This is a genomic window from Lacticaseibacillus manihotivorans DSM 13343 = JCM 12514, assembly GCF_001435035.1.
In the GTDB taxonomy this organism is placed as follows: Bacteria; Bacillota; Bacilli; order Lactobacillales; family Lactobacillaceae; genus Lacticaseibacillus; species Lacticaseibacillus manihotivorans.
In genome coordinates, this window is record NZ_AZEU01000018.1 from 67,515 (window position 1) to 87,064 (window position 19,550).

The window sequence follows — 19,550 nt, forward strand, 5'->3', positions numbered from 1 at the left end:
TTGGGACGGAAGCTGGCCGTCGATGCATAGTGAGATTTCCATGCTTTTAGCGGGCACCGCCTACGGAAAGCCACAGGTCGAGATCCACTTTTAATATGAGCAACGCGAATATTGAAAGTTAGCTCGGCCGAGGACCCTCACTATGCATCGACGAGCCAGCTGGAGTCCCAATTTCAAATCACTGAAACGCAGCTAGACCACTGGCGCCTGATGCCGGCATGAAAGACTATTCAGTCGCTTGTTAATGCCTGGTTGTGTGATTTAGACAAGCAAAGAGGCCGAGAATGTTCTCGGCCTCAAGTGGTTTAGTCCAAAGACTTCTTTTTCTTCGTCTTACCAGACCAGTTTTGGTAGCCTTTTTTCAGCCAGTTGACTTTTTGGAAACCGGCTTTTTTTAAGCGACCAGCGGCACGCACGGATAATTCACCAGCGGCATCATACAAATACACTGGCAAATCTTCGCGCAATTCGCCCATCCGTTCTTTGATCACAGAATAAGGCATGTTGCGGGCCCCTAAAATATGGCCGGCATCGAAATCCTTTTTCTCGCGCAAGTCGATGATTTGGGTTTTGCGCATGGTGGATTCAAATTCATCTGGTTCGATTTCCCCACCGATACTTTTGAGTTGCGACTTACGCCACCATAACCACAAGTAGTTGGCAGCCCAAGCAATCAGCCCGGCACCGATCAGGATCAACAAAAAACTCATAATATTCAAATTACAGCCTCCTAGTGACGGGCCAAGCTTGCGGCACCGATCACACCGGCAGTGTTACCAAGCGTTGCTAAACGTAATTTCGTGGTTTCACGAACGTTAGGGAAAGTGAATTGCTTGAAGTACTTGTCAACGCGGCTCAACAAGAAGTCTCCGGCTGCAGATACGCCGCCGCCGATCAAAATGTATTCAGGGTTGAGCATGTTGCCCAAGTTCCCTAAACCTAAACCTAAGAAGTAGCTGACGCGATCGACGATCATCAATGCCAACTTGTCGCCTTCTTTAGCACAGTCGAAAACGATCTTGGACGAAATATCATCGCCATCATCTAAGATCTGCTTCAATTGGGAATCACCGGCATATTCTTCAGCCATGTCGCGGGCCACGCGGACAACGCCAGTGGCAGAAGCAACAGTTTCCAAGCAACCTTTTTTACCGCAAGTGCACATGTAGCCATTAGGATCAACAGTGACGTGCCCGATTTCGCCAGCAGAGCCAGCAACCCCGTGCAACAAATGACCATCAGAAATGACCCCAGCACCGATCCCAGTGCCTAACGCAACCAAGGTAACGTTGTCAGAAGCATCGCCGGCACCTTTCCATTGTTCGCCCATGGCAGCGACGTTGACGTCGTTATCAATGGCAAAAGGAATGCCAGTGGCAGCTTCGATGTCGCGCTTTGGATGTTGTAAAGTCTTCCAGTTTAAGTTGTAAGCGCCGATGACCGTGCCGGCTTTGGTGTCGACAGTCCCAGGCGTACCCATGCCGATGCCTTGAAAATCAGCCGCAGTCATGTTGTACAACTTCAAATGATCTTGGATCGAAGCGATGATATCGGGAATGATATGGGCCCCTTCATCCAAAATATTCGTATCAATGCTCCAGCGTTGTTGGATCTCACCGTCTTGGGTCAAGATCGCAAATTTGGCGGTGGTGCCGCCTAAATCGACGCCTAATAATTTCTTGTCAGTCATCGTAATCCTCCAGTGGGTTAAATTAATGGGTGTTTGGCTTCTTGTTCATGGGCGTGACGCAACACGATTTTAGCGTTGGCATAGGTGTCATCTGGGATCAAGCGCAATTCATGCAAGCGATCGACTTCAGTGGCAGCCAATTCGATATCCCACAGGCGCTTGCCCAAATGAATATACGTGCCAAAACGTTTTAATAATTGCAACACGTCGTAATACGTGTACATGGTCGGATATAACTGCATTCACTCACCTACCATTCACTTGCAATAGGATCAACGCGGCGAGGCCAAACAGCAACACCAAACCGAGAATGATCTGGCGGCTGACTGGTAACTTCCCGAGCTTTGGCGCCCCAACGGTACCAGCGATCAAAAAACCGCCAACGATCCCGCCGATGTGGCCTGGCATATCGACCCCAGACATGAATAAATTCATGACCAAGTTGATCGCGGCCAACAACATAAACTGCTGAGCGAGTTGGCGCACCATCGGGTTATCTCGGAAAGCATCGCCTAACATGACGAAGGCGCCCATCAACCCAAAAATCGCCGTACTTGCCCCAGCAGACATCGAGTTCGGTGAAAAGGCAAAACTCGCGACATTACCCGCAATGGCTGACACCAAGTAAATCACCAAAAAGCGCCAATGGCCAAAGATCTTTTCACAGATGATGCCCAAATAATACAAGGACACACCGTTAAGCACCAAATGCGTGATGCCGATGTGCAAAAACGCCGGAGTGATGAAGCGCCACCATTGGCCGGCTAAAATCAAGGGGTTATAACGCGCCCCTAATTCTAGCAAAACCAAATTATTGTCACTACCACCGAGCAAAGTTTCCGCGACAAACACCAGCGCGGTGATGATGACTAAGCCATACGTCACAAATGGGGTGTTGTCTAAACGCGTTTTTAAAAACGGGTTGTGCATGCGGTCCCTTCTTCCCGAAAAATTGAACGTTGCCAACAAAAAAACAACAGGCGAACCTGTTGTTGGTGTAAACGCCCGCAAACAAGTACCACTACCCTGTCAGCTTCAACTGACATTCATTCAATAGTGTAGCATTTTTTCAGTCAAATGCCTACCCGTTAATGCTGGTTTGATGCGCACTGTAAGAGCTATCTTTCTTCACGTCATTCATGGAATAATAATCGGCAAACATTTGCTTGGCGATCAATTCGTTGTAGTTGACGTCTTCGTTGGACAAATTAGGCACCACGACGGCAATGGCGATTTGCGGATTCTTCGCTGGCGCAAAGCCGACGAAACTTAACGTCGTAGTTTCCAACAATTCGGAGTTGGTGTTCGTCGGATCTGACCGGGTAAAGGTTTGCGCCGTCCCAGTTTTACCGGCAACCCCAGGGTTTAAGGTATTGAGCATGGTAGCGGTAGTCCAACCGTTGGTCCCATGCACCACTTCCCACATCCCTTGTTTGACCAAGTCGATTTGGGCTTGGGTGTTCGGGACTTTGAGTTGTACTTGGGGACTGGTGGTGGAGATCGTGGCGCCATTGCTGCCATCAGGCAAGGTTTGAGAAATCGATTTGACGATGTATGGTTTCATGCGATAACCGTTGTTGGCGACAGTGGACACATATTGGGCCATTTGCATCAACGTATACGTATCGTAGTTCCCATAAGACAAGTCAAGTGCAGAACCAACGGCCAATGACCCATTCAACGTGGTCGACCCGGTTTGGCCTTTGACTTCGCCTGGCAGATCAACGCCGGTGGTTTGGCCTAAGCCAAATTCAGAGAAGTAACGCCGCATTTTGGTGAAAATGTTATTATCCATTACCATCGAAGTCTTCGGCACGTACTTGGCGTTACCTTCCTTCATGGCTAAGCGCATCATGTAAATGTTACTGGACACTTCAAGCGCCGTGGTGGCATTCATGGAGCTGAACGTCCCCACTGGATAAACAGATTTCTTAACTGGAGTGGATGGCAAGTAAATCGGGTCATCAGATTGGGTGTTGTTGTTCACCGTGATGACCCCATCTTGCAAGGCCCCAAGCACCATGGCAGGCTTGACGGCAGACCCCATGGCAAAACTCCGGTTGATTGCGCCTAACGCATCTTCAGTGACTTTGCCAGTTTTGACGTTATGACTTTCGCCAGCTAAGGCTAAAATCGCACCAGTTTGGGGATTCATCGCCACGGCAAAGGCCCCATCAGAGTGAGCCGCTGCGCCATTAGACAATGCTTGGTTGAAGACTGATTTGACAATTGACTGGACTTTGTTTTGATAAGCCGAGTCGATGGTCAAGTTCAAGTTCGAGCCTTGTTGGCCTTTAAAGGTTTGCACTTGTTTGACAATGTTATTGTTATTGCCTAATTCAACTTGCGTACGAGACTTGGCGCCTTTGAGGATACTTTCATACCCTTTTTCCAAATAGGAGATCCCAACGCGATCATTGCGGGCATACCCTTGAGCCAAGTAAGATTGTAACCCATCTGATGGCAAGCCTGACTTAGTAGAAGAAACCGTCCCAATAATGGCGGTCATGGAATCGCCATTTGGATAAGCGCGTTCCCAGTCTGTGCCTAAGTTGACGCCGGACATGGCCGTGAGGTTTTCCCCAACTGCGGCAGACTCTTGCGTGGTGACCCCAGAGTTTTTCAAGTAAACCGTGGTGAGTTGCGTCGCACCATTCATGATCTTATATAAAGCGATTGCTTCTTTTTGCTTGGTGGAAAAATCAGGCAAATGCTTTTGCACATAAGCGACTTCATATTTATATAATTTTGTGGCGTCGGTTTCTGATTGTTGGGACTTCGGTAATTCTTTGACCACCGCTTTGGCGGCTTTGCTGTCCGCCAAGACATAATCGGCGTAATCACGCTTTTGCAAATTATCGTGATCAACGGTGATATAGCGGACTAAGCGGTTTGCTGTGTCATACATCGACTGCGACGTCGTATTCACCGATTTGGTAAAGGTGATGGCATTGTTGGCTTTATTTTCCACCAATACCCGGCCTTGGCTGTCATAAATCAAGCCACGAGGGACCGCACCAGTGACAGTGGTTTGATCCGTGCGGTTGACTTCGGCAGCGAACTTGCCACCATTTAAGATCTGCAAATAAGCCAATTGACCGACTAATGCCGCTAACAATAAGAATACAAAAAAGAATAATAGATTCAGCCGAAAGGGAATATGAGACTTTGCCCGTTTAGGCTTTGGGGTGCGAATGTATTTCACGAATACAGCTCCTTATCAATCCGTGCCTTTTGGCGGCACGAAACCAGTGTAGCAAACTCACGGCGTCAACGCCAATCTGTCATCTATGATATAGTAAACTTACACATTCTGACACGTTTTATGCATGATTTAACCGAATTTTTGGGAACTGGAGGCGGCCATGCGAGCCTACCGCTTTTTATCAAAACATTTATTGGCTTTAGCCCTACTTGCCCCGATTTTGATCATGGGGGCTTATTTCATCGGCTGTGGGGTCTATCCTTTCGGCAAAAGCAGTTTACTGACTGTGGATATGGGCCAACAATACATTGACTTTTACAGTTATTTTAGAGAAACCGTCTTCGGCCATCCTGGACAACTCTTCTTCGCTTTCAATAAAGATCTTGGCGGGGATATGTATGGGGTGTTCGCCTATTATTTGTTGAGCCCGTTTAACTTCATTGTGTGCTTATTTCCGAAATCGATGCTCGATGTGGCCATTATGGCGATCACCTTGGCCAAATACGGTTGCGCTAGCTTGGCGATGGCGTTTTATTTAAAACATCGCGGCTGGTCAGGCTTTTGGTTGCCAGGCTTTGGTACAGTTTATGCCTTGAGTGGCTGGATGATCGCCAATCAGTTGAACTTAATGTGGTTTGATGTGGTGATCTGCTTGCCACTGGTGGCCTATGGGGTCGATTTGATCGTCGCACAACATCGGCCTTGGCCTTTCATCGGCTGGCTATTGGTGGCTTTGATCACCAATTATTATATGGCTTGGATGTTGTGTCTGTTCATCATCGGGTATTTCGGTTACGCGAACTGCCGCGACTGGGCGGGACCCAAGCACGCTTTACAAGCGATTTGGCGCTTTGCCTTAGGGGCGTTGTTGGCTGGTGGCATGGCGGCTGTCGTGTTGTTGCCAACGTTATTTCAACTCACGCAATCCAAAGGTACCTACACAGTCACCAAAATGACTTGGAAGTTTGAATACAAGCCCTATAAACTGCTCGGCAAGTTCTTCACCGGCAGTTTCAACTTTGATCAAATGCCCAGTGGCCAAGCGAATCTTTTTGTCGGCAGTTTGGTGATGATCGGCTTTATCTTATTCTTTGTCGTCGCCAAAATTAATTGGCAAGAGCGCTTGTTTGCCTTAGCTTGGACGATTTTTTTGACCTTGTCGATGATGGTCGAACCGCTGGATCTGTTCTGGCACGGGATGCAATTTCCGGTGTGGTATCCTTACCGCTTTTCCTTTGTGGTGGTATTTTGGCTGATGGTGTTGGGCACGCGCGCGTTAAAGCTGTTACCTGAAGGCATCAACTGGTGGCAGCTGATCATTTCTTTGACCGTCATCTTAGCGGTTGCGGCCTTTGTCTGGCTCCATCCAAAGGTTTTCACCTATTTAAAAGATTCACAAATTTTAACTACAGTGATTTTCTCGTTGTTTGCGCTATTGTTGTTGACGCTGCGCGACGATCAAAAGCCGATCACAGCGATCATGTTTTGCGTGTTGATGTTGGCAGAATCAGCCACCAATGCCACCATCACCTTAAATCAGCTGAGTTACGTTTCGCATTCGGACTATCACACTTATACCGAAACTTTGCGCAGCGGCGTGAATGCAATCGAGTCGAAGCACTCAGGCACTTACCGCATTGGCAAAACGATGTTGCGCACCAAAAACGATGCGATGCAAATCGGCTATATGGGCACGGATCAATTCAACTCGATGTTTGAACCGAGTGTCCCGAAACTTTTTGGCCAATTGGGCCAATCGGCTGGCGATGGCTTTGTGGCTTACACCAACGGGACTGTGATCACGGATGCCTTTTTAGATTTGAAATACTGGTTGAATCCTAAGTTTGATGCCAGCACCAGTGTTCCCTTCATTCCTCAAGTTTCTGAACGCCCCGACTTATTTGGTTACGGCAATACCGGCTACACAAAAATCGGGCACACCAAAGACTTGGCCTTGTATCAAAATCCTTATGCGCTCGGGCTAGGGTTTGCTGCTAGCACGCAGATCCTCAAAACCAAGTTGATCGACAGCATGCCGATCGTCAATCAAGAATTGTTGTTATCGGCTTTGACCGGCACCAACTTCCAAACTTTATTCCACAAGCAATATTTATCCGAACCAGTGTTAAAAGAAGCCACTTGGTCTGGTGCCACGGTGAAAAAGAAAACCGGCGAATCGCTGGCAACCGTCACTTATACCTTCACCGCCAGCTCGCGCGATCCTTACTACTTGCAAATTCCATCGACGTTTACCGATAGCGTCGTATCCCTAACGCAAAACGGCCACACAGTGCCAATTTACGACACCTTCCGCGACCCTGAATTGCTCAACGTCACCCCAAGTGCCCCAGGCAAAAAGCAAACGTTAGTCGTCACTTTACTGAAAGATTCTGCTGACTTCGGCCAATTGCAACTCTATCAATTGGATCAAGCCACTGTGTCCAAGAAACTCAAGTCTTTGCAGGCCAGTCCTTGGCACATCACCAAACGCGGTGATCGTAGCTTAAGTGGTAACATTACGATCAAACAAAACCGACAAGTTTTACAAACCACCTTACCTAATATCGCCGGCTGGCAAGTACAAGTCGATGGCAAAACGGTCAAACCTAAAACCACCCTCGGCTTGTTCATGACTATTCCGTTAACCAAAGGCAAGCATCAGATCACGATGGTTTATACGCCACCTTATCTGTGGTGGGGCTTGTTGATCACCATCATTTGCGGCAATCTTGTCGGGTTGTGGTGGTTACTCACTCCAACGGGCAAACATCGCCGCCGATAGCAATAAAGCCGAGACCACATTCAGTCTCGGCTTTTTTCATCTCCAAATGATGTCCGGCAGCGTAAGTGTGTCTTTAATCTTTCAGTTGGCTATACCAATAAGACTTGCGGCCCGAAAATCCGTGGACTCCGCACTTTTTATCTCCGCTCACAGCTTTTCTCGTTAGATATGACTAGATTACAGATTAAACACGCTAACCTTACCGAGTGTCATATCAACGTTGGCATCACGCATTGCGTAGCCATCAGGTACCAGTGGTCTAACGGAGTGGAAGTGATTTGAAATTGGGACGGAGGCTGGCCGTTGATACATAGTGAGATTTCCGTTGGCGGTTTACCGCCTACGGAAAGCCGCAGGTCGAGATCCACTTTTAATATGAGTGAAGCGAATATTGAAAGTTAGCTCGGCCGAGGACCCTCACTATGCAGCGGCGAGCCAGCTGAAGTCCCAATTTCAAAACACTGAAACGGAGCTAGGCCACTGTCACCCGATGGCGGCATGAAAGACTAATGATGCCGGACATCGTTAGTCAAAAACAGAGGCTTGGACATATCACGTCCAAACCTCTGTTTTAATATGTGGCTATTCTTTTTGATCTTTGACTAAACCATGCTTGAAGGCATAAATCGCCGCTTGCGTACGATCATCGACTTCGAGCTTGGCCAAGATGTTGGACACATGGGTCTTCACGGTTTTGAGCGTGATGAACAACTCCGTGGCGATTTCTTGATTGGATTTGCCTTGCGCGATCAGCTGTAAGACTTCGCGTTCTCGATTGGTCAAATCATCATATAACGCCGGTTGTGGTTTTTGCGTCAAACGATTCATCATTTTCGTGGTGACTTGTGGCTCCAGCACGGATTCCCCTTTGGCAGTTTGGCGGATCGCGTTGGCAATTTCTTCGGCAGTCGCAGTTTTTAAGATGTAACTGGCGGCCCCAGCTTCAATGGCTGGATATACCTTTTCATCATCAATGAAGCTGGTCAAAATAATGATCCGGGCTTCTGGCCAGGCTTTTAAAATTTTTTGGGTGGCTTCAATGCCATCCATGTGCGGCATCACCAGATCCATTAAAATCACATCTGGTCGCAGCGCCAAAGCCTGATCTAAGCCTTCTTGGCCGTCTGTGGCTTGGCCGACGACTTCGATGTCTGGCATCACGCCTAAGTATGTCGATACGCCTAAGCGCACCATTTCGTGGTCATCTACAAGTAATACCTTAATCATCTGCTACTTCCTTTGTTATCGGCACGCGGATTTCAACACTGGTCCCTTGGTTGGGAAAACTGATCACTTTAGCCGTTCCGCCGAGGCTGGCCGCGCGCTCGCGAATATTGGATAAACCGTAAGACCCGGTGGTGTCGGCATTTTCTGGTTCAAAGCCGACCCCATCATCGACCACGCGTAAAACCACCGCATTGCCGATTTGCTTTAAGTATACCTCAAGGCTTTGGGCTTTGGCATGGCGTAATGTATTGGATAATAATTCTTGCACGATCCGGAACAAATTATCTTCGATTGCCGCGCCTAATGACACATCCGCCAATTCCCAAGTGATCTTGATTTTGATTTTAGTTTGCAACTCTTGTAATAAAGCGATGATCCCAGCTTTAAGCGTTTTGCCTTCCAAAGTGGTTGGGCGCAAGTGCAATAACAACGCCCGCATTTCCGCTTGGGCTTCATTGATCACGCCTTCGATGGTGGTGATTTGCTTAAGCATCGCATTGTCTGGATCTTGTGCAGTCATCACTGAACGCACCGCTGATAACATCATCATCGCCGCAAATAATTGTTGAGAAACTGAATCATGCAATTCCCGCGCTAAGCGATGGCGTTCTTGCGTCAAAATTTCTTCTTTGGTGACGCCTGCGACCAGCACTGGCGTATTGGAATAGCGCTCGATTTCACGCTGTAGTCGGATCATTTTTTGACGCAAGGCTTCAAGCATCCCGGCGACATCTTCCCCTAAAACCGCTGAGGCTTGGGCTTGTTTGGCCAAAATCGGCGCATCGTACTGCCCAGCAGAAATCGTCGCCAAGCGTTTGGCCAATTGATTGTGCTGGCGGCGCAACATGTAATAACTGGTCGCAGCGACCAATCCTGCCACCACGATCGCCCCACCGATCAAATACAACACCAATGGCGCTGTGTACACATTGCGCACCAAAATATTGCCGAAGTTACTGTGCGTTTGGACTGTCATCATGTACACCAAACCCACTTCGAGTAATCCGGTTAAGCCTAAGGTGGCAAAAAACTGCCAAACCACGCGTTGTCCGCGTATCATACCGCCAACACCTCCACATCCCCAACTAACACGTTTGTGAGGATATGAATGTGACGGGACGCATCATCATAGTCTTCACTAAAATATTTCCGCGTTTCATTTTTCATCGGCACTTCTTCGCCGTTGACCGATAACGTACCGATCATCGCTGAGTGGTCGATCGCCACGCCGACGCCAACAGGGACTAGAATCCGCGTTTTACCGAAACCTTTGCGGATGACGACCACGTTTTCGCCTTTTGGCAACAGCGTATTCCCAAGGTCAATGATCGTATCCCCAGCGGCCACCGTCATATTGATGTCATCCCATTCAAATTGGGTTTGGCCGATGTTGGTATCGCCGAACCAAGGATGGCTGTGCATGGTGCCGGCTTTTGATTGCGGTTGGCGCGTGGTGACCGCCATAAAGTGTTTACGTGCCCAAGGACCGAGGCTGGAATTTTGCCCAGTAAACAACTTCAAGCTCGCACATGCGGCCAAAAACAGCATGATCCAAACCATCGGATTGACGAAAACCGACACCACCACACTGATGCCACCAACCGTCAGCCAAAACGTCTGCAGACGATGGACCTTGGTTCCGATCACTAACGCGACCACACCAAATATCACGCCAACTAAGACTGGCGGGTTGGTCACGATTTGAAAACATAACACGAAAAACATGGCGGCTTCAGTGAGCCAAAATAACTGCCAACGACGCGACATGACGATTCTCCTTTAATGGTATTCTAGCTTGATTATACCCGTTTGCACAAGGCCTCTCGTGGGTCGCAAGCCCGATTTCGATACCTGATCGCATCGCGCAAAAAGGAGCAAGACAACTTGTGCCTTGCTCCTGAATGAAAGCTTATTGAACCTTGACGATTTTCACGTCCATGTCACCACCTGGCGTCGTGACTTTGACCGTGTCGCCAACTTTTTTGCCGATCATAGCAGTGGCAATTGGTGATTCGTTGGAAATCTTGCCGTTGAAGGCATCGGCTTCAGCAGCACCGACGATTTCATAAGTTTCTTCTTCAGTATCGCCAACTTCAACGAAGGTCACCTTTTTGCCGATGGACACTTCATCGTTAGCCACAGCGCCGGCGTCGATGATTTCTGCATAACGCAATTGGGTTTGGATGGTGACGATGCGCGTTTCCAATTGGGATTGTTCATCTTTAGCAGATTCGTATTCAGAGTTTTCGGATAAATCACCAAAACCCCGGGCAATTTTAATGCGTTCGATCACTTCTGGACGCTTGACCGTCTTTAAGTTTTCTAATTCTTGTTCGAGTTTTTCTTTGCCCGCTGCAGTCATTGGGTATGTTTTTTCAGCCATGTAAGTCCCTCAATTCTAATTTTGTGTTGCCTCAAGATACGATGGTAAGAAGTTTTGGTGCACTTGTCAACTTATTTCACCGCGATGCCTTAACGTGGCAGCGATTTTAGTGCGAACTAAGTCAATAGCCACGCGGTTTTGCCCGCCTTCAGGAATAATCACATCAGCAAAGCGCTTGGTGGGTTCGATGAACTCCAAATAGGCCGGACGCACCGTGGTCAAATATTGATCGATCACAGAATTCAAACTGCGCCCGCGCGCTTGGGTGTCACGCTGGATCCGGCGCAAGACTCGCACATCAGCGTCGGTGTCAACGAATAACTTCACATCCATCAAGTCGCGCAACGCAGGATCTGCCAACACTAAAATGCCTTCTAAAATGATCACATCTTGCGGTTTGACATGGCGAATTTGCACTTTGCGATTATGCTCTGCGTAATCATAGATCGGCACATCGATGGCGTGACGCTGGATCAATTGTTGCAGTTGGGCCACCAATAAGTCATGGTCAAATGCGTCAGGATGATCATAATTGATTTGCTTGCGTTGTTCAAAGGGTAAGTCGCTGTGTTTGTAGTAGCTATCTTGCTGCAGCAACACCACCCCATTTTCAAAGGCTTCGCATAACGCATGAGCGACGGTAGTTTTACCAGAGGCAGAACCGCCAGCGATCCCGATCACAATTGGTTTTGCCATTAGTTTGTCCCGTTATCTGACGCAAATTTAGCCGTGTTGACTTCATGTTGATACAACGTCGTCGCATACAAGATCTCGCCAGTCTTCAAGTTGGCCACGAAGTACAAGTACCCTTTCGAGCGATCAGATGGGCTCAAAATTGCGCGAATCGAGGTTTCTGAAGGCGAGTTGAACGGGCCTGGCCCGTATCCGGTGTGCACGTATAAGTTATACGGTGAATCCACACTGGTATCCTTGTTGGTCAAATGCGTTTTGTGCGTGTTTAAGGCGTACATGACGGAAATATCAGATTGCAGTGGCATCCCCGCATCGATCCGGTTCAAAAAGACCCCAGCGATTTCGCGCCGATCATTCCCTGATACCCCTTCACGTTCAGCCAAGCTGGCTAACGTCAACACTTCTTGCACGGTGTAGCCTTGCTTTTGAATCGACGTGTAGTAACTGCTCAGCACGCTGTCAGTTTTGGCCACCATTTGAGTGATCAAGGCTTTTAAGCTTTCGCCACTGGTGACACTATAGGTTGCTGGGAATAAGTAGCCTTCCAAACGATATCGCACACCAGTCGCAGATTTAGCCGATTTCAACAGTTGGGGATATTTTTTGTACAATTCGTCAAAGAATTTTTCATCTTTGAGCAATTTAATGAAGTTGGCTTTGGTGAAGCTCGGATCTTTTGATTTCAGCTTGTCAACCGCATCGGCAATGGTTTCCGCCGTCACCCCTTCTTTGACTAACACTGTGCCAGTGGAATCCGTTGAGCCGCCGCCACGCAATTGGGCGATGATGCTTTTCAGATTTTCGGCTTTACTTAAACTGAAGTCGCCAGCTTGGAAGTTGGTGTAGTTATGGAATTTAACGTAATAGTTAAACACCATTGCTGACTTAATCACCCCTTTTTTCTCTAAAGCTTCTGCGATTTGTGCCGTGCTGGCCCCACTTGGGATCGACACGGTCACGGCTTTTTTATCGGCTGAATCCACAGCGCCTAGCGCGGAATCCAAATAACGATAGCCCATAAAACCGGTGAGGATCAACACACACACCACAATGCCGACGACCCAAGCCACAATATGATTCACTGCCCGTTTTTCTGCGGTGCGGGTGGCTTTTTTTTGCAAATCCTGCTTACTCAAAAGCGTTCCTCCTGATGACACATACTGCTTTCAGTATACAAAAACCTGCTGCAAAAAGCGACAAGCATCGCCTTTTGACAGCAGGTTTTAAAAAAATTAACGAATCGTAGCGCCTAATTCATCATGCAATGCAGTGGTGACCTTGGCAAAGGCCGCATTCACTTCGTCTTCCGTCAAGGTTTGATCATCGCGACGATAAGTCAAGGTGTAAGCCAAAGACTTCTTGTGGCCTTCAATGTTAGCCCCAGCATAGACGTCAAACAAGGTGACGTCGCGCAAGAACTTGCCACCGACTTGTTCGATGACCTTAACGATCGCCGCGTTTTCAACCGCTTGGTCGACTAAGATGGCAATATCGCGGGTCATTTCTGGGAACTTCGGTGCCGGCTTAGCGGCCATTTCTGAACGATCAGCGTTCATCAAAGCTTCCAAGTTCAATTCGAAGACATAAGTTTCTGGTAAGCCTTCTGCATGTTCGAAGCCGGGATGCAAGCGGCCGATCAAGCCGATGGTTTCACCAGCCAGCACTAACTTAGCGCTTTGGCCAGGATGCAGTTGTGGGTCATCTTTTAATGCCACATATTCAACGGGTTGGTCTAAACGATAGTCACCTAACAAGTGATCCACAACGCCTTTGACATAGTAGAAATCAACACTTTCAGCTTGTTGATGCCAGTTTTTGCTGGTCAAATTGCCCGTGAACAAGCCTGCCACATATTCATGCTCTTCAGGCCGCACATGACCTGGCTTGCGCAAGAAGACGCGACCTTGTTCATAAAGCGCCAAATCAGCCTGCTTGCGAGCCACATTATATTGTTCCGCATTGATCAACCCGGCGATCAAGTTCTCACGCAAAACGGCGTGATCTTGCGTCATTGGCCAAGAAACCTTGGTCCCTTCGCTTGATTCGATGGCAAATTGATGGGCTTCTTCTGCATTGACCAGACTATACGTGATGGCTTGGCTCAAGCCTAAGCCCTCTAAAATCTTACGGGTGCGGCGCAAACGCGCCTGTTTAGGTGTGAATTGGCCGATGGTCATGGTCGTGGTTGGCAAGGTGGATGGCAAGTTGTCGTAACCATATAAGCGGGCCACTTCTTCGATCAAATCTGAATCGATCGCAATGTCCCAACGCCGTGGAGGAACCGCAACAGCAAATTCACCATCATGCGTTTCCACGCCAAAGCCTAAGCGCTTGAACAAGTCAGTCACTAAGGCTTCGTCGAAGTCCGTGCCTAAGACATGGTTGATACGATCTAACGTGATCTTGACGATCGTGTCCTTGGGTTCAATGGCACTTGCTGAAAGGTGCCCTTTAGCCACAGTCCCATTGCCAAGTTCTGCCATCAAACGCGCGGCTTCGTCTAACGCATTGTTGATGTCGGCAACGTTGATGCCTTTTTCAAAACGTGAAGACGCTTGGGAGCGTAAGTTATACTTCAAGGCAGTTTTGCGAATGTTGGTCGGTGCAAAGCAAGCAGATTCGATCACAACTGTGGTGGTATCATCCGTGATTTCAGAATTCAAACCACCCATCACCCCTGCTAAGGCGACTGGCTTTAGGCCGTCGGTGATTACAATATCTTCTGAATCGAGTTCATGATCATTGCCATCTAACGTGGTCAAGGCTTCTTTGTCATGGGCGCGACGCACTAAGATCTCGTGGTTTTCCAACTTGTTGTAGTCAAAGGCATGTAAGGGTTGGCCGTAGCCTAACATGATCAAGTTGGTGACGTCGACGATGTTGTTGATCGGGCGCACGCCAGCATTCCACAAACGGCGTTGCAGCCACAATGGGGAATCTTGAATCTTGACGCCATCAACGACGCGCATTTGATAACTTGGCGCATCTTTCACATCGTCAACTTTAGCCGTCAAATAATCTTCAACTGGTTTGTCCCCTTCAACGACCGGTTGATCATTGAAGTGTGGCGTTTTGTTATAAGTAGCGCCGACTTCCCAAGCCACACCGCGCATGCCTAACGCATCGGCCCGGTTTGGCGTGATTTCAAAGTCTAAAATGCTATCGTCCCAACCTAATGCGACCAAGGCATCGCTACCTGGCTTTAAATCTTCGTTGAAGACATAAATGCCGTCGCTATAAGCTTTTGGTGCGATCGCATCAGAAAAGCCGAGTTCTTGTAAGGCACAGATCATGCCATCGGAAACCACGCCGCGCATTTTACCACGCTTAATTTTTTGGTTGTCCGCGATGCGGGCGCCCGGCATTGCCACGATGACCGTTTGGCCTTTTTCAATGTTAGGCGCGCCACACACGATTTGGCGAAGTTCGTCATCACCAGTATCGACTTGAGCGATGTGCAAGTGATCAGAATCCGGGTGATCGATCAAGTCCATCACTTTACCGATCACGATTTTTTTCAGGCCAGCGCCTAAATGGGTCACACTGTCGACTTCGATCCCAGTCCGGGACACTTTTTCACCTAAAGTGTCAGCGTCAACTGGCACGTCGACAAGTTCTTTTAACCATTGATAAGAAACGTCCACGATTTAACCCTCCTGTTGGAATTGGGACAAGAAACGTTGGTCCCCTTGATAAAAGCTGCGAATATCGTCGATGCCGTACTTGAGCATCGCAAAACGATCAGGGCCTAAGCCAAAGGCAAAGCCACCGTAGACTTTCGGATCCACCCCAGCATTAGTCAAAACGTTAGGATGCACCATGCCGGCACCTAAGACTTCGATCCAGCCAGAGTATTTGCAAATCGCACAACCACGGCCGCCGCAACGGAAGCAAGACACATCAACTTCAACACTAGGTTCGGTGAATGGGAAGTAACTTGGCCGCAAGCGGATCGTGCGGTCCTTACCAAAGACATGCTGGGCCACCGCTAACAAGGTCCCTTTTAAGTCGGCCATCGTAATATGCTTGTCGATCACTAAGCCTTCGACTTGATGAAATTGATGAGAGTGCGTCGCATCGTCAGTATCACGACGATAAACGCGGCCTGGCGAGATCATTTTCAACGGGCCTTTGGAGAAGTCATGAACTTCAAGCGTGCGGGCTTGTACTGGAGAAGTTTGCGAACGCATCAGCAAGTCATTGCCCATGTAGAAAGTATCTTGCATGTCGCGGGCGGGATGGTTCTTGGGGATGTTGAGCATTTCAAAGTTGTAATGATCTTCTTCGACTTCTGGGCCATCGATCACTTGATAGCCTTGGCCGATGAAGAATTCTTCAATGTCATCCATGATTTGGGTGAGGATATGCGGCGTGCCGGCTTTGACAACATCTCCGGGCAAGGTCACGTCGATGGTTTCTTGTTTGAGTTTTTGATCGATCACAGCTTGTTCAAGCACGGCCTTGCGTTCAGCGATAACATCTTGCAAGTTGTCTTTGATTTTGTTGGCATAAGCGCCAACTTTTGGCCGTTCAGTGGCGTCAAGGTCTTTCATACCGCGTAAAACTTCAGTGATCGGCCCTTTTTTACCCAGTAAGTTGATCCGGGTTTGGTTCAGTTCGTCAAGATCATGTAAACTTTTGATCTTGGCTTGATTTTGTTCAAACAGTTCTTCCAGCTTAGACTTGAGATCCATTGTGGAATCCTCCTTGTGTAATTGATGGCACAAAAAAAGCCCCGCCCCAAAAAGGGACGAAGCGATCGCGGTACCACCCTTGTTCAATGTCAAAAAGACATCACAACTCTTAGCATTAACGGCAATACCGGGTGGCAAGCCACCTACTCCAGAAATGAATACGAGCCATGATCCCATCAGCATCTTGCAGTCAATGAATGCTGTTCCCTAACTGGGCCGCCGGCTTGCGTTTCTTTCAACGTATTTAAATTGTTAAGTTAAGTTTAGGCTAGCAAAAATTTTCACGTTCGTCAAGGGGGCGCATGAAAATTGGGACTTCAGCTGGCTCGCCGATGCATAGTAAGGGTCCGAAGCCGAGCTAACTTTGCATATTCGCGACGCTCATATGCAAAGTGGATCTCGACTTGCGGAATGCAGTAGGTGATAAATCGCCAACTGCGTTCTTACTATGCACCGACGGCCAGCTTCCGTCCCAATTTCCAAACGCATTCACCCTACTTCACCGTCTTTGTGAGCCACTAGGTGTCACGTCAATATACATCGACAAACTGCACAGTACGTCGGGATTAGCCGTCGACTTCAAACTACCGGACCATCGAAGCCATCATAAAAAGCCCAGACACCATGTCCGAGCCATTGATTACTTTAGTCTTCGCATTCTTCGTCAGAGATCCAGTCGTCACCCCAAGCATGGGCCGCTTGTAAAACTGGGGCTAAGGCTTCACCTTTATCAGTGAGGACGTATTCGATCAAAGAAGAGTTCTCGTGAGTCACGCGGTTGATCAAACCTTCTTGTTCCAATTCCTTCAAACGTTCAACTAAGACGCGATCGGAGCATTTGATGATGGTTTGGGCGATGTCCTTGAAGCGAGATGCGCCATTGGTCAATAAGACTTCCAAGATCATGCCGTTCCACTTTTTGCCTAAGATCTTGAAGCTTTCAGTAAACTTCGGGCAAAGCGAGTGTTTACGGGTATTGGTACAATTGCTAGTTGCTACTGTTGTTTCCATCATGGTCACCTCATAAAATAGTGTTTTACACACTTACCTTTGTATAGTATCACTATAACGCAACCACAGAAAAATGCAACTTATTCGGCTAATTTAATGATAGCAAATTAAAAAGGCCCAGCCACAAGTGACTAGACCTCAGACGATTGACTTGTTTTAGGCCTTATTCAGGCGGTGTGCTAACGGGTGGCGCATTTTATGCAACATTGGGACCACAACTTCGTCCATCGCCGCATAATCATCCACTAACGACACCACGAAGCTTTCTTTATACTTCGGCAATGCCAAGGTCGCCCCCCACATATGCTTGATGATGATGTCTTTTTCCATCGGCGTTAGATCCGTCAACTTCTCCGCGTTGCGCAAAGCGATGCGCGGGTGGATGTAGGCATGGGTGCCTAAATCGAACTTAGTCACCCGCCAGTCATAATAAAACAAGTCATGCAACAGACCTGCTCGAGCGAGTGCGCGAACATTCAAATGCCACTTCTTGCCCAGCAAATAGCTTTGGTAAGAAACGCTGATACAGTGAGTCAGACGATCAGAATAATGGTGCTGCGTGTAGTTGGCGAGTTTTTGCACGGCAGGTTGTGCCAGCAAGTCGTCAACATAGCTGCGATATTCCGCGTCTTGAGTCCAATCAAGCTTAGTGCTCATTCAAAAGCCCCTTCTATGCGGTAATTGTTCAACACGCATTCATTATAACAGGTCTATTTTAATTTGGTAGCTAGTTTACATATTCTTAAGCAGTTAAGTGGAACATCACCACAGCCGCTGCGATCGCGACATTCAACGATTCGGCTGAACCTTTGATCGGGATGTACAAGTTCGTATCCGTTTCTTCAAGCAACGCCTTGTCCATGCCATTGCCTTCATTACCGACGATCAAGGCAAAATTGTCGCGTGGTTCGACGTCGCGATAAGACTTGGCATTGACATTCAATTCCGTCCCGAAAACTGGCATGCCAGCAGTTTGCAGATCCTTGATCACCCCGTTCAATGGCGCTTGGGTGATGTTGACATGGAACTGGCTGCCTTGCATGGCGCGCAAGACTTTGGGATTGAACGGATCTGCTGTGCCGTTGCCAAAAACCACTTGATGGATCCCAGCCGCGTCGGCAGTCCGGACCAAGGTCCCAACATTACCAGGATCTTGAATGCCGTCTAATAACAAGTATTGCCCGCTCAATTGTTCAGGCAACGAGCCAAGCTCGCGCGGCATAATGGCAAAAATACCTTGTGGCGTTGGCGTTTCAGCTAAATGCTTGGCCACTTCTGGGCTGATTTCGGTGATCAATTCATAAAAAGGCCGCAATTCGCGTTCTTCGATGAATTTTTCCGTCGCGTAGATCCGGCGTGGGGTTTGCCCAGATTTGATTGCTTCTTGGACCAAATGCCAGCCTTCCAACAAATAAGCGTCGCCGCCTTTTTGATATTTTTTAACCGTTAATTTCTTGGCGGCTTTGATGTGTTCGTTTTTTGGTGATGCAATGTATTCCATAATGACCCTCCTCAGGTTTCTTCTTGAGTATAACAGTCTTGTGGTTGTGATAAAATAGGCTTGGAGGGTTCGCAATGGTAGAAATTACAAAATCAATGCGCGTCACTGGCATGGTGCAAGGCGTCGGCTTTCGCTGGATGACTAAGCGCGTCGCTGATCAATTAAAAATCCGCGGCTTTGTCCAAAATCTTTGGGATGGCTCGGTGTATATCGAAGCGCAAGGCCCGGCGTTGAATATGGCCAAGTTTGCTGCCGCCGTCAAAGCCAGCCCAACGCCTAGTGGTCGCGTGGCAACTTACGAAGAACACGTGCTGGATAAGGACTTCCCTTATGACGAGTTTCAAGTCAAGTATTGAAACCCGCG

At 48.2% G+C, this 19,550-nt stretch carries 18 protein-coding genes; 2 read left to right on the plus strand and 16 right to left on the minus strand.

Annotated features, from left to right (window positions below):
- Window positions 1–305 precede the first annotated feature (305 nt).
- From FD01_RS01165 to FD01_RS01185, 5 genes are all read right to left on the minus strand, one after another.
- Complete coding sequence (locus FD01_RS01165) at window positions 306–713, minus strand: rhodanese-like domain-containing protein (RefSeq protein WP_056962352.1); 408 nt, start codon at window positions 711–713, stop codon at window positions 306–308.
- A 17-nt stretch (window positions 714–730) separates the two neighbouring features.
- Window positions 731–1,690 (minus strand): ROK family glucokinase, encoded by a 960-nt coding sequence (locus tag FD01_RS01170; RefSeq protein ID WP_056962319.1) that lies wholly within the window; start codon window positions 1,688–1,690, stop codon window positions 731–733.
- Window positions 1,691–1,707: 17 nt separating this feature from the next.
- Window positions 1,708–1,914, minus strand: a complete 207-nt coding sequence (locus FD01_RS01175) for a YqgQ family protein (protein WP_054713836.1) — start codon at window positions 1,912–1,914, stop codon at window positions 1,708–1,710.
- Window positions 1,915–1,936: 22 nt separating this feature from the next.
- Window positions 1,937–2,620, minus strand: a complete 684-nt coding sequence (locus FD01_RS01180; protein ID WP_056962320.1) for a rhomboid family intramembrane serine protease — start codon at window positions 2,618–2,620, stop codon at window positions 1,937–1,939.
- A gap of 151 nt (window positions 2,621–2,771) precedes the next feature.
- A complete protein-coding gene (locus tag FD01_RS01185; RefSeq protein WP_056962321.1) occupies window positions 2,772–4,895 on the minus strand; it encodes a peptidoglycan D,D-transpeptidase FtsI family protein in 2,124 nt (707 codons plus the stop codon).
- 160 nt (window positions 4,896–5,055) lie between these two features.
- Between FD01_RS01185 and FD01_RS01190 the strand changes: the two genes are divergently transcribed.
- A complete protein-coding gene (locus FD01_RS01190; RefSeq protein ID WP_056962322.1) occupies window positions 5,056–7,677 on the plus strand; it encodes a YfhO family protein in 2,622 nt (873 codons plus the stop codon).
- A 582-nt stretch (window positions 7,678–8,259) separates the two neighbouring features.
- Here FD01_RS01190 and FD01_RS01195 read toward each other — a convergent pair.
- The 11 genes from FD01_RS01195 to FD01_RS01245 all read right to left on the minus strand — a co-directional run bounded on the left by FD01_RS01195 (window position 8,260) and on the right by FD01_RS01245 (window position 19,186).
- Window positions 8,260–8,904 carry a response regulator gene (locus tag FD01_RS01195; RefSeq protein ID WP_056962323.1) on the minus strand — a complete coding sequence of 215 codons (645 nt, stop codon included), beginning with the start codon at window positions 8,902–8,904 and terminating at the stop codon, window positions 8,260–8,262.
- The gene (locus FD01_RS01200) at window positions 8,897–9,961 is read right to left on the minus strand and encodes a sensor histidine kinase (protein ID WP_056962353.1); all 1,065 of its coding nucleotides are present in this window, start codon (window positions 9,959–9,961) and stop codon (window positions 8,897–8,899) included. The genes FD01_RS01195 and FD01_RS01200 overlap by 8 nt, the downstream gene beginning before the upstream one ends.
- Window positions 9,961–10,671: a cell wall-active antibiotics response protein LiaF gene (gene liaF / locus FD01_RS01205; protein WP_054713802.1), complete on the minus strand. Its 711-nt coding sequence runs from the start codon at window positions 10,669–10,671 to the stop codon at window positions 9,961–9,963. The genes FD01_RS01200 and liaF overlap by 1 nt, the downstream gene beginning before the upstream one ends.
- A 142-nt stretch (window positions 10,672–10,813) precedes the next feature.
- Window positions 10,814–11,287, minus strand: coding sequence for a transcription elongation factor GreA (gene greA / locus FD01_RS01210; RefSeq protein WP_056962324.1), 474 nt, complete (start codon window positions 11,285–11,287; stop codon window positions 10,814–10,816).
- A gap of 66 nt (window positions 11,288–11,353) precedes the next feature.
- Window positions 11,354–11,983 (minus strand): uridine kinase, encoded by a 630-nt coding sequence (gene udk / locus FD01_RS01215; RefSeq protein ID WP_054713804.1) that lies wholly within the window; start codon window positions 11,981–11,983, stop codon window positions 11,354–11,356.
- Entirely contained in the window at window positions 11,983–13,116 is a 1,134-nt protein-coding gene (gene mltG / locus FD01_RS01220) for an endolytic transglycosylase MltG (RefSeq protein ID WP_056962325.1), read from the minus strand. Before mltG ends, udk begins: the two co-directional genes overlap by 1 nt.
- A gap of 96 nt (window positions 13,117–13,212) precedes the next feature.
- The gene (gene pheT, locus FD01_RS01225) at window positions 13,213–15,624 is read right to left on the minus strand and encodes a phenylalanine--tRNA ligase subunit beta (RefSeq protein WP_056962326.1); all 2,412 of its coding nucleotides are present in this window, start codon (window positions 15,622–15,624) and stop codon (window positions 13,213–13,215) included.
- Window positions 15,625–15,627: 3 nt separating this feature from the next.
- Window positions 15,628–16,674 carry a phenylalanine--tRNA ligase subunit alpha gene (pheS, locus tag FD01_RS01230; protein ID WP_054713806.1) on the minus strand — a complete coding sequence of 349 codons (1,047 nt, stop codon included), beginning with the start codon at window positions 16,672–16,674 and terminating at the stop codon, window positions 15,628–15,630.
- Window positions 16,675–17,319: 645 nt separating this feature from the next.
- Complete coding sequence (locus tag FD01_RS01235) at window positions 17,320–17,685, minus strand: winged helix-turn-helix transcriptional regulator (RefSeq protein WP_054713808.1); 366 nt, start codon at window positions 17,683–17,685, stop codon at window positions 17,320–17,322.
- Between the two features lie 156 nt (window positions 17,686–17,841).
- Window positions 17,842–18,342 (minus strand): HD domain-containing protein, encoded by a 501-nt coding sequence (locus FD01_RS01240; protein WP_054713810.1) that lies wholly within the window; start codon window positions 18,340–18,342, stop codon window positions 17,842–17,844.
- An 85-nt stretch (window positions 18,343–18,427) separates the two neighbouring features.
- Window positions 18,428–19,186: a TrmH family RNA methyltransferase gene (locus tag FD01_RS01245; protein ID WP_056962327.1), complete on the minus strand. Its 759-nt coding sequence runs from the start codon at window positions 19,184–19,186 to the stop codon at window positions 18,428–18,430.
- Between the two features lie 74 nt (window positions 19,187–19,260).
- Between FD01_RS01245 and FD01_RS01250 the strand changes: the two genes are divergently transcribed.
- Window positions 19,261–19,542, plus strand: coding sequence for an acylphosphatase (locus tag FD01_RS01250; RefSeq protein WP_054713812.1), 282 nt, complete (start codon window positions 19,261–19,263; stop codon window positions 19,540–19,542).
- Window positions 19,543–19,550: the final 8 nt, after the last annotated feature.

What these genes read in the sequence shown, in the direction of transcription:
- FD01_RS01170 (WP_056962319.1), bottom strand. Translation starts at nt 1,690, where the DNA reads ATGACTGACAAGAAATTATTAGGCGTCGATTTAGGCGGCACCACCGCC.
- FD01_RS01175 (WP_054713836.1), bottom strand. Translation starts at nt 1,914, where the DNA reads ATGTACACGTATTACGACGTGTTGCAATTATTAAAACGTTTTGGCACG.
- FD01_RS01180 (WP_056962320.1), bottom strand. Translation starts at nt 2,620, where the DNA reads ATGCACAACCCGTTTTTAAAAACGCGTTTAGACAACACCCCATTTGTG.
- FD01_RS01190 (WP_056962322.1), top strand. Translation starts at nt 5,056, where the DNA reads ATGCGAGCCTACCGCTTTTTATCAAAACATTTATTGGCTTTAGCCCTA.
- FD01_RS01195 (WP_056962323.1), bottom strand. Translation starts at nt 8,904, where the DNA reads ATGATTAAGGTATTACTTGTAGATGACCACGAAATGGTGCGCTTAGGC.
- liaF (WP_054713802.1), bottom strand. Translation starts at nt 10,671, where the DNA reads ATGTCGCGTCGTTGGCAGTTATTTTGGCTCACTGAAGCCGCCATGTTT.
- greA (WP_056962324.1), bottom strand. Translation starts at nt 11,287, where the DNA reads ATGGCTGAAAAAACATACCCAATGACTGCAGCGGGCAAAGAAAAACTC.
- udk (WP_054713804.1), bottom strand. Translation starts at nt 11,983, where the DNA reads ATGGCAAAACCAATTGTGATCGGGATCGCTGGCGGTTCTGCCTCTGGT.
- pheS (WP_054713806.1), bottom strand. Translation starts at nt 16,674, where the DNA reads ATGGATCTCAAGTCTAAGCTGGAAGAACTGTTTGAACAAAATCAAGCC.
- FD01_RS01235 (WP_054713808.1), bottom strand. Translation starts at nt 17,685, where the DNA reads ATGGAAACAACAGTAGCAACTAGCAATTGTACCAATACCCGTAAACAC.
- FD01_RS01240 (WP_054713810.1), bottom strand. Translation starts at nt 18,342, where the DNA reads ATGAGCACTAAGCTTGATTGGACTCAAGACGCGGAATATCGCAGCTAT.
- FD01_RS01245 (WP_056962327.1), bottom strand. Translation starts at nt 19,186, where the DNA reads ATGGAATACATTGCATCACCAAAAAACGAACACATCAAAGCCGCCAAG.
- FD01_RS01250 (WP_054713812.1), top strand. Translation starts at nt 19,261, where the DNA reads ATGGTAGAAATTACAAAATCAATGCGCGTCACTGGCATGGTGCAAGGC.